Source organism: Delftia sp. ASV31 (assembly GCF_016428765.1).
Classification (GTDB): domain Bacteria; phylum Pseudomonadota; class Gammaproteobacteria; order Burkholderiales; family Burkholderiaceae_C; genus Comamonas; species Comamonas acidovorans.
In genome coordinates, this window is sequence record NZ_JAELTK010000152.1 from 1 (window position 1) to 7,415 (window position 7,415).

5 protein-coding genes are annotated in these 7,415 nt (G+C 61.3%); 3 read left to right on the top strand and 2 right to left on the bottom strand.

Features of this window, described 5'->3' with window-relative positions:
- Positions 1–1,288: hypothetical protein (locus JHD82_RS28295; protein WP_199140184.1), on the top strand; the 1,288-nt coding region annotated here is incomplete at its 5' end.
- 54 nt (positions 1,289–1,342) lie between these two features.
- On the opposite strand, the gene JHD82_RS28300 is transcribed toward JHD82_RS28295, so the two are convergent.
- Together JHD82_RS28300 and JHD82_RS28305 are read right to left on the bottom strand one after the other, a co-directional pair.
- On the bottom strand, positions 1,343–3,835 hold the full coding sequence (locus tag JHD82_RS28300; protein WP_199140186.1) for a PAS domain-containing sensor histidine kinase: 2,493 nt from the start codon (positions 3,833–3,835) through the stop codon (positions 1,343–1,345).
- A gap of 162 nt (positions 3,836–3,997) precedes the next feature.
- On the bottom strand, positions 3,998–4,300 hold the full coding sequence (locus JHD82_RS28305; RefSeq protein ID WP_199140188.1) for a hypothetical protein: 303 nt from the start codon (positions 4,298–4,300) through the stop codon (positions 3,998–4,000).
- A gap of 132 nt (positions 4,301–4,432) precedes the next feature.
- Between JHD82_RS28305 and JHD82_RS28310 the strand changes: the two genes are divergently transcribed.
- Both JHD82_RS28310 and JHD82_RS28315 read left to right on the top strand, forming a co-directional pair.
- Positions 4,433–5,533 (top strand): porin, encoded by a 1,101-nt coding sequence (locus JHD82_RS28310; RefSeq protein WP_199140190.1) that lies wholly within the window; start codon positions 4,433–4,435, stop codon positions 5,531–5,533.
- Positions 5,534–5,655: 122 nt separating this feature from the next.
- Positions 5,656–7,236, top strand: coding sequence for an esterase-like activity of phytase family protein (locus JHD82_RS28315; RefSeq protein ID WP_199140192.1), 1,581 nt, complete (start codon positions 5,656–5,658; stop codon positions 7,234–7,236).
- Positions 7,237–7,415: the final 179 nt, after the last annotated feature.

Consider the following 7,415-nt stretch of genomic DNA (forward strand, 5'->3'; position numbering starts at 1 on the left):
CGTCTCACATTTCGCAGCGAAGCTTGTGTGCGGCATACCCGCTCTCGTCATCGTTATTGCATTTTCCGACCTTGTTGCAAGGAGCTCCAGCCAACTCATCAACTGGCTGACATTGCTGCTCACTTTCGGAGCATTGGCAAGTTTTGGAAATCTGCTGTTTTGGGCCTATGCCGATCCGCTTGCTACGGCATTGATTCTATTGAGCTTCACGCTCTTGTTGCAGTATTCCGAGAAGCCTGCCAAATTGCGTCCCTTGATGCTGTCGCTGTTCTGCGGTTTGTTGGCATCTCTCACCAAACAACCCGGATTGGTCTGGTGCCTTGCCTCGCTTCCCATGCTGATAATCTATGGCGTGTGGCGTTGGAAATGGCGGCCTGCGGCATTAGCCGCGTGCATTGTAGCGATGCTGCTCGCGGCAATATGGCCCCTCTTTGTTGCCCCGGAGTTCACGGGAAATCAAGGAGTGCTTGATATCGTGAAGAAAAATGGCGGATTGATGGCGTCAGTCATGCTATCCCTGAAAAAGTACATCGTCGATTCCCCGGATATGGGCATGCTTCTCATTGGGACGATGCTGGTCTCCTTGTTTTCAGGTAGGGGCAGGGTTTTCTGGATTCTTTGTGTCCTGCCATTCCTGGTTATTTGGTTTACCGTAGGTGCTTATGAACAACGCCATGGAATCCATGTTCTGTTTGTGTCCACGGCTCTTTCCAATTATCTGCTGATTCAAAGATATCCATGTATTGATGGTATTTCAAGACAACCAAGGATCTTCAATTTTCAAGAGAGAATTCCAACGGATACGATTTGCGTGGCGGTGTCTGTAGTTCTGTTGACTTCATCCGTATATCTTGCATATCAGCGGAATTATTCAAATCTGCAAGATGGGAATAAGGCAATTTTCATATCTCAATTTGGAGACGAATCAAATGATGTGTATCGAGATATCATAGATAATCAGCGAAGAATTTTTGTTGTCAGCAACTATCAATATGGCATGTTCTTCAACAGGACCATCATTGGCCGGCCAGAGCTACACAGGAGTGTGTTGACACCCAAGGACTTTCTTGAAGAACTTGCCAATTTCAAACCTGAATATATTTTCGATGCAGGAGAATGGACTTACGGCCCTTATTCTTCTCACCTGCGCGAAATGATTGAGGTTTGCCCGGATGCCTTTTCCTTGAGAAAGAAAAACGATTTCTCGCCTTACTCTGCAATCTACCAAGTTGACAGTCAGGCGCTGGGCACTGAGTGCTCTTCCCGCTTTGACAGTGCCCCTCTGTAGTCGGCGATCGACTCTGCCCACATGCCCACATGCCCACATGCCCATGTGCCAGCTTCAGTCCGATTGCACAGCGTCGGTACTGCCCAGAATCTCCGCCACCTTGAGCGCCAGCGCATCCAATGTGAACGGCTTGGTCAGAAGCTGCGTCCCGGGGTGCAGGTTTTCCTGGCTGAGCGGAGATGCCTCGGTGAACCCGGTGATGAAGAGCACCGGCAGGTCGGACCAGGCCAGGCGTGCCTCGTCGGCAAGCTGCTTGCCGTTCATTCCGCCGCGAAGCCTCATGTCCGTGATAAGCATGTCCACCCGGGTTCCGGCACGCAGTACCTGAAGCGCGGCGGCTGCATCGGCCACGGCAAGCACCGTGTAGCCCAGGTCGACAAGCGCCTCGTCGATGAGATGGCGGATCGGGGCTTCGTCATCCACGACCAGCAAGGTCCTTTGGGCAGGAACCACCACCTGCCGTGCCGCATCGACCGCGCGTTCCGCAACGGGCGCGGCGTCGCACCTGGGCAGATACAGGCAGACCGTGGTGCCCTGGCCCGGCTGGGAGAAGATCCTGACCGCTCCTCCCGATTGCCGCGCGAAGCCGTAGATCATCGACAGCCCCAACCCTGTTCCATGGCCCACTGGCTTGGTGGTGTAGAACGGCTCGAAGGCGCGTGCAATGGTCTGCTCCGACATGCCGGTGCCCGTATCGGTGACGCACAGCGATACATAGCCGCCCGGCGGAAGATCCCACTCCCGGGCTGCCGCCTCTTCAAGCTCGATATTGGCTGTCCTGATGGTCAGCCGGCCGCCTTCGGGCATGGCATCGCGGGCGTTGATGCACAGGTTCAGGATGGCGTTCTCCAGCTGCGTTCCATCGATTTGCGCATGCCACAGATGGGCTGCCGGCACGATGTCGATGTCCACGCTGGCGCCCACCGTCCTGCGCAGCAGGTCCTCCAAATCGGCCAGGAGCGCGGCCATATCGGTGGGCTTGGAGTCCAGAATCTGCCGGCGCGAGAACGCAAGCAGCCGCTGCGTGAGCGTGGCGGCGCGCCGCACCGCCCCCTGCGCTCCATGGATGAAGCGCGTGAGGTTGTCCACCTGGCCGCGCGCCAGCATCCGCTGCAGCAGCTCCAGATTGCCCATGACGGCCGCCAGCAGGTTGTTGAAGTCGTGCGCAAGGCCGCCCGTCAGCTGGCCCACGGCCTCCATCTTCTGCGACTGGCGCAGTTGCTCCTGCACCTTGGCCAGCGCTTCGGCCTTGGCCATTTCGGAGGTGATGTCGCGGCCCACCGCGTTGATGCGGCCTGCCGCCGAACGGGTGGACCAGGAGATCCAGCGGTAGCTCCCGTCCCGATGGCGATACCGGTTGTCAAACCGGGCATGCGCCATGCCTGTGGCCAGCTCCTGCGTGTCCTGGATGGTGCGCGCCAGATCCTCCGGATGGATGAGATGAAAAAGCGTCGTGCCCAGCAGCTCGTCTTCACGCCAGCCCAATACCTCGGTCCAGGCCGGGTTGACCGCAGTGATGATGCCCTCGAACGTGCAGCGCATCATGATGTCGGATGACAGCTGCCACAGCGCGTTGCGGTCGGCCGTGCGCTCTGCCACCTGTTCCTCCAGCGTGGCATTCAAGCGCTCCAGCGCGGCCTGGGCCTGCTTGCGCTCGGTGATGTCGGAGGCCGCTCCCAGCCAGCCGGTGATGGCGCCTGCGGCATCGAACAGCGGCACGGCGCGCGAGAACGCCCAGCCCACGCTGCCATCGACCTGGTTCACCCGGTGCTCGATCACGTAGTCCGTCTTCGTGCGGATGGCCCGCGCGATCTCCGCGCGCACCAGGTCGCGGTCCTCCGGGGGGATGTAGTCTTCCAGCCAGTTCGTGTTGGACGCCTGCGTGTCGGGGATGAACCCGCCGCCTGCCAGCTGGTGCAGCTCGCTCCAGTCCGCACTGATGGAGTAGCGCACTTCCGAGGAAGAGCGCACCAGCGCATCCAGCCGTTCCTCGCTCTGGCGCAACATGTCCAGCGCCCGCCGTTCCGCATCAATGTCCAAAATGGCGATGGCCGTGGCCACGACTTCCTTGTCTGCATTGCGCAGCGGCACCCCGAACACGCGCGTCCAGACTTCGCGCCCCTGAGGCGTGTCATAGGCGCACTCAACGCCCGGCACCACCAGCTCCCCGCGGAACGCGCGGGCAGCCACAAACTGGTCGCGGGGAACGGGCTTGCCGTCCTTGTCCCAGCTGCGCCAGCGCCCCCGGTCCTCCTCGGCCGACAGCAGCGAAGGGATGGGGGTGTCCGGCAGGAAATGGCGGTAGGCCGGGTTGGACATCAGCACCTTGCCACCCTTGCTCACCAGGCACAGGCCTATCGGCAGATGCTCGATGAAATCCGAAAACAGCGTTTTCTGGTCCGCGACCTGCGCATCGAAAGGGTCCTGATCGCTGGCGCCCGCGCCCTGCACGGCGCTGGCATGGCCCGCCGTGGCAATCGCCAGCTGCGCCCGCAGCCGGGCGTTTTCCTCGCGAAGCAGGGCAATCTCTTCGGACTCTTGGATCATGGGGGGGTGGAGCGGGGCGTTGGGTGGAGGAGAGGGGGCAGCTCGCCGCTGGCGGGGACGGCGATGCTGCCTGGGGATCATAGCTGTGACTGCTGGTGCGACCGATGTTGAGGCTGCAGTCCTCGGTGCGGCAATTCTTGTGGGACTTCGCCCTCCCAGGGACTATGGGGTTGAACTGGCCGTGCAATGGGCTGAATTTGGGTCCCCAATGACTGATGAATCGATCGACGAACGCTCGAAATGTGCCATTGAAAATATGGAAGTCGAGAACCTTATTGGGAAAATGGCAAAAGAATGCATATTTCCGCCAATTTCTCGAATATGAATCAAACAAATCGGCAATGAATGATCTGCCCCGTCGTGCAGGCCATGGCTGAAGGGGGCGGCGAGAGGGCTTCCCTGCAGGAAACGTGCCGCAGGCACCGCCGCTGCTGTGACTTTCATGTCACACAGCACAGCTGTCACGAAGAATACTTATGTGTTGCCTAGAGTTCCCGCAGCGGTGGCAGGAGGCTACCGTCATTCTCATTAATAAGTTCAGTTCGTATCTCGCCAATGAAAAATCAAAAAACGTGCTCGCGCATTCTGGGACTCGCGATGGGCACATTCTTCGCCTCTTCTTCCAGCTTGGCCTTGGCACAATCTTCCGTCACCATTTTTGGTGTGGTGGACGTCGGTGTCACCATTGCCAAGTCCGGCAGCAACAGGCTCAATGCACTGAACTCCAGCCAAGGCAAGACCAGCTTGCTTGGATTGCGCGGCACGGAGGACCTCGGTGGCGGCAACAGAGCTCAGCTCTGGCTTGAAGGCGGCCTCAACCCCGATGTCGGCACTGGCGGCAGCAGCGGCTCCCTTGGCTTCGAGCGCCGCTCCACGATCGGGCTGAGCAACAATTCCTGGGGTGAAATCCGGCTGGGTCGCGACTACACCCCCAGCTACAACATCTTCACCGCTTTCGCGGGCCCCGACACCACCACCGGTGTGCAGGCCAATCTGTTCCAGACGATCCGCCAGACTGCCTATAACGCCGCCAGCCAAAGCGGCGTGGTTGACCGCACGCGCATCAGCAACGCCGTGGGCTACTTCCTGCCGAGCGACCTGGGCGGTGTCTATGGCCAGTTCTCGGTTTCCTTTGGCGACGAGAACGCCTCCGGCTCTGGCGCAAGCAAGGCCCGCAGGTACATAGGCGGCAACCTGGGCTATCGCTCTGGCCCGCTGAACGTGGGTATCGGCTACGGCAGGATCGACGGTACCGCGGCCGTGGCTTCGCCCAGCGCCATCGCTGCAACCAGCGATCTCGAAGACCTGGTGCTGGGCGCCTCGTACAACTTCGGCAGTTTCCTGCTCAATGGCGGATACAACAGCCTGAAGTGGGAACCCGTCAACGGCGCAACCTCCGGGAAAGTGGACGGTTTCTACCTGGGCGCGACCATCCCCATGGGGCAAGGCAGCTTGCGCATCAAGTACGCCAGCGCCAAGTTCAGCGGCAACGCCTCTGCCCTCACGCGCAGCGGCGGCAAGGCCGACAAATATTCGATCGGATATGTCTACGACTTCTCCAAGCGCACCTCTCTGTACGCCGGGCTGGCGCGTGTCAACAACAAGAACGGCGCCAGCGTCGGCCTGATCGGCGGCCCTGCGGGTGTGGCCAACGCCGGCTCGACCGGTGTGGATCTGGGCATCAGCCACTCGTTCTGAGCGGCACAGCGCCTTTTCCAGAAACGAAGCCTTCAAGCTTGGGCAGGCCCTTGCCACGCAGGGCCTGCCGATCTGCCTATCTGCCTATCAGGCTTGCCTCTTCTTCTCAAGACCTACTCGCCATGCGCCCCCCCACTTCTTCTTCCTGCCTGATGGCAGTGATCGCCGCCGCGGCTGCCTTGCTGAGCGCCTGCGCCGACACCCGCCCGCTCCAGGTCGCCGGCTCCGAGACGGTGACGCAGACCACCGGCGTCGGCAGCATCCGCGCCACCGTCACGCGCCAGGACGTCCAGTTCGACGACAGGTTCTATTTCCCCTACGAAGGCCAACACCCCGCCACCAAGGCCGATTTCCCCAAGGGCTTTCTGCCAGCCTACGGTTCGGGCCTGGCCTTGAAGGGCAGGCGTGCCGACGGCACGCTGGAGTTCTACGCCATCACCGATCGCGGCCCGAACGCGACCACCGGCCCGGTCACGCAGATCACCGACGGCTCCAATCCCGCGGGCTTTGCCAGTTCCACGGTGTTTCCCTCGCCCAACTTCACTCCGTCCATCGGCGTGATCGCTCTCGGAAAAGACGGAGCCAGGCTCGTCTCCACCCTGCCGCTCAGATTCAGCGCCACACAGAACGCCAACGGCCGCGTGCAGCCACGGGGCATCACAGGCAACACGGGCGAGCAAGTCTTGGACGACTCCTTCACCTATCCCGGCAAGGCCAAGGGCTACAGCGAATTCGGCCTGGACACAGAATCCGTGGTGGTGGATGCCGCACGCAATGTGCTGTGGGTGTCCGACGAATATGGACCCTTCATCGTGAAGATCGACCCGGCGACCGGCATCATCCAGAAGAAATACGGGCCCGGCACTGGCGCGGCCGATCTGCCGGCCATTCTCGCCAAGCGCCGCGCCAACCGTGGCATGGAAGGGCTGAGCATCGATGCGGCCAGCGGCAAGCTGCACGGTTTCCTGCAAAGCCCCCTGGACGACGGCAAGGCCGACTACACCACCGCTGCCGTTGCCGACGCCACTGGCAAGCCGGAGAACGTGCGCGACTACGCTCGCTTTGTGCGCTGGGTGGAGTTTGACCCGACCACCGAAAAAACCCGCCTGTTTGCCTTGCCCGTGGACAGCAGCTGGTACAGCCAGGGCAAGACCGGCAATGCCAAGCTGGGTGATGTGGTCTCACTGGGCAAGGGGAAATTCATCGCCATCGAGCAAGGCACGGGCAAGGACAAGAAAGTCTTCAACGACCTGGTTCTGATCGAGTTTCCGGCCAACGCCACCGATATCACCGCGCTGGGCTCCGACCTGGAAAAGAGCAGCCTGACTGGCAAGCCGGTCAATGGCTCGGACTATTCCAAGGTCGTGACGCTCAATAAGACCCGGCTCTTCAACCTGAACGCCACCGGCTGGGTGGCCGAGAAGGCCGAAGGCCTGGCACTGGTCGATGACTACACGCTGGCGCTGACCAACGACACCGACTTCGGTGTTTCGCTGGCCGTGCTGGACGCCAGCGGCAAGGAAATCGAAGGCTCGAACGTCACCAAATGCATGGTGGACGCCGAAGGCAAGATCGTGAACGACGGCCAATGCGCCAAGGGCGCGGCGAGCCTGCGCTTTACCACCAATGACGTCAACGATCGCACGCAGCGACTGTGGACCTTTGGGTTCAGCAAGAAGCTGAGCGAATACGGCGCTCCCTGAACGACTGGGACTGCGACTGCGACTGCATGGCATCTGTCTCTTATACACATCTAAATAGGGGGGGGGGGGGGGGGGGGGGGGGGGGGGGGGGGGGGGGGGGGGGGGGGGGGGGGGGGGGGGGGGGGGGGGGGGGGGGGGGGGGGGGGGGGGGGGGGGGGGGGGGGGGGGGGGGGGGGGGG